The organism is Chlorobium sp., from assembly GCF_049593655.1.
Classification (GTDB): domain Bacteria; phylum Bacteroidota; class Chlorobiia; order Chlorobiales; family Chlorobiaceae; genus Chlorobium.
Genome location: NZ_JBAWHG010000019.1, coordinates 1 through 3,045 on the forward strand (window position 1 = coordinate 1; position 3,045 = coordinate 3,045).

General features: G+C 55.4%; 2 protein-coding genes. One reads left to right on the plus strand and one right to left on the minus strand.

Features of this window, described 5'->3' with window-relative positions:
- The coding region (locus tag WBP50_RS03130) for an alanine/glycine:cation symporter family protein (RefSeq protein ID WP_423931606.1) at nucleotides 1-805 on the minus strand (805 nt) is incomplete at its 3' end.
- 180 nt (nucleotides 806-985) lie between these two features.
- Here WBP50_RS03130 and WBP50_RS03135 point away from each other — a divergent pair.
- Entirely contained in the window at nucleotides 986-2,584 is a 1,599-nt protein-coding gene (locus tag WBP50_RS03135; protein ID WP_423931607.1) for a peptide chain release factor 3, read from the plus strand.
- Nucleotides 2,585-3,045: the final 461 nt, after the last annotated feature.

The following is a 3,045-nucleotide window of genomic DNA, read 5'->3' on the forward strand; positions in this document are numbered from 1 at the left end:
CGCGAGCGATACCGAAGCGCATGGCCTCCTTCACTCCGGCGCCGGCGAAACCGCCAAGAGCCGCCTGACCGGTGAAGGCAGACGAAAAGATAAGCTGCAGGGTTTCGGGCAGCGTATCCTGACGAAGAAAAAGCAGCACGATGCAGCCGGCTACATAGAGCAAGGCCATCACGGGAACAAGGTATTCGCAAACCTTCGCGATCGACTTGATTCCGCCGATGATCACCACCGCAGTGAACACCGTAAGGAGTATGCCGGTAATCCACGGAGAGATATTGAAGTTGGTCTCGACCATCGCGGCAATGGAGTTGGCCTGCACCATATTGCCGATACCGAATGCCGCAACAGCTGTAAATACGGCGAACAGCACGGCAAGCCACTTCAGGTTCATGGCTTTTTCGAGCACGTACATCGGGCCTCCGGCAACCGAACCATCTTCTCCGACAACCCGGTACTTCACCGAAAGCAGCGCCTCGGAATACTTGGTAGCAATGCCGAACACGCCGGTAAGCCACATCCAGAGCACCGCTCCGGGGCCTCCGGCGGCTACGGCCGTAGCGACGCCGACAATATTGCCGGTGCCGATGGTGGCGGCAAGCGCCGTCACGAGCGCGCCGAAATGGCTGATCTCTCCGGCCCCCTCGCTGGTCCTTGTCAGCGAAAGCCGGATGGCGCTGAAGGTGTGTTTCTGGATGAATCCGAGCCTGAACGTAAGAAACAGATGGGTGCCGAACAACACGGCCAGCAGGGGCACACCCCACACATACCCGCTGATGGTATCGAGAAGTTTTTCAAATCCGCTCACGCTGCCTCCGGAATGGAATTAAGGGTAAAAAGCTGTTAACGTAAGATCAAGCCTAAAAATACGGTATTGTTCGCTAAGAGCATGAACCCGCCGATTCTTTTTTTACCCCCTATCTTCGTATCTTTGCGCCTTACAGCGATTTTTCACCTCCCCGGCACGCCGGAAACACAATAGCACAGCATGGACGCAGCCTTGAACAAGGAAACCGCAAAACGGAAAACCTTTGCCATCATCAGCCACCCTGATGCCGGCAAAACCACCCTTACCGAGAAGTTCCTGCTTTTCGGCGGCGCCATCCAGACTGCCGGTGCGGTCAAGAGCAACAAGATCCGCAAGACGGCCACCAGCGACTTCATGGAAATCGAGAAGCAGCGGGGCATTTCGGTTGCCACCTCGGTGATGGGTTTCGAATACAAAGGAAGAAGGGTCAACATTCTCGACACACCCGGCCACAAGGACTTTGCCGAAGACACCTACCGCACCCTCACGGCCGTAGACAGCGTCATCCTCGTCGTCGACTGCGTCAAGGGCGTCGAGGCCCAGACCGAGCGCCTCATGGAGGTCTGCTCGATGCGCAATACGCCGGTCATCATCTTCGTCAACAAGATGGACCGCGAAGGCAAGAACACCTTCGAGCTGCTCGACGAACTCGAACACAAGCTGCAGATACAGGTCCGGCCGCTCACCTGGCCGATCAGCCAGGGCCAGACCTTCAAAGGAGTCTACAATCTCTATAGGAGAGAGCTGAACCTGTTCGAGGCCAATGCCACCAGAATCTCCGAAACGCTCATCAAGATCAAGAGTCCCGAGGATCCGGAACTGGAAAAATGGATTCCGGAAAGCTTCTGCGAAAGGCTGAGGGAGGAGGTCACCCTGATAGAGGGCGTTTACGAGCCTTTCAGCCCCGATCTCTACCGCGATGGCCTGCTGGCGCCGGTCTTTTTCGGCAGCGCCATCAACAACTTCGGCGTGCAGGAGCTGCTTGAAACGTTCCTGCAGATCGCCCCGTCGCCGCACGAGCGCGAGGCCGCCCAGAGGGTGGTGAAAGCTTCGGAAGAGGCCCTGACCGGTTTCGTCTTCAAGATCCACGCCAATCTCGACCCCAACCACCGCGACCGGACCGCCTTTTTCAGAATCTGTTCAGGCAAGTTCGAGCGCAACAAGTTCTACCACCACACCCGCCTCGGCAAGAAAATCCGGTTCTCCAGCCCCACGCAGTTCATGGCCAACGAAAAAAGCGTGATCGACGAAGCCTGGCCGGGGGATGTGATCGGCCTGTACGACAACGGTTCGCTGAAAATCGGCGACACGCTCACCGAAGGCGAGGATCTGCAGTTCCGGGGCATTCCGAGCTTTTCGCCGGAAATCTTCAAGGTGCTCGAAAACCGCGACCCGCTCAAGACCAAGCAGCTCGACAAGGGCATCCGTCAGCTCACCGAAGAGGGTGTTGCGCAGCTCTTCGTGCAGTACGGCAGCCGCAAGATCGTCGGAACGGTGGGCGAACTGCAGTTCGACGTCATCAAGTTCCGCCTCGAACACGAGTACGGAGCCCAGTGCGACTTCACGCCGCTCCGCTACCACAAGGCGTTCTGGATAACCAGCGACAACAAGGAGCAGCTCGAGGAGTTCATCCGGCGCAAATCGACAGCCATAGCCCTCGACCGCGAAGACCACCCGGTGTTCCTTGCCGAAAGCGAATGGATGCTGAAGGTCGCACGCGAGGACTACCCCGAACTGGAATTCCACGCCACCTCCGAATTCAAGACCGCCGGGGAGTGATTCCCTCCCCCGCCCGAAAATGCCAAAGCCCGTCTCGCGACGGGCTTTATGTATCATAGAATTTCGCATGCTGAAGAACGGCTCCAGGTTTTATGCAACCATTCGCTTCAACCTATTTAGGTTCGGTTTCGAACCTATTCTTCGATTTCCCTCCGATCTATCTCTCGTGCTTTTTCATATATCGCTTCAAAAAGACTTGGATCAGTATCGATAAGCTGTCGTGCGAAAACTGCAAAGGCGTCCATCGTAGAAGAATAATGGCAGTTGCCACCTCTGATTACTCTAAACTCTCTCATGGTACTTGAGAAATCCTTGAATGCCGCTATAATTTCTGACGATTGATCGCCTAAAATGTTTATAATCTCTTGAATTTCTGTTTCTGTAAGATTTGCTAATACCTCGATATATTTCCGTATCGGTGGTTCGAAATAAAGACGGCTTGCCTGTTCATGTTTTTCTCA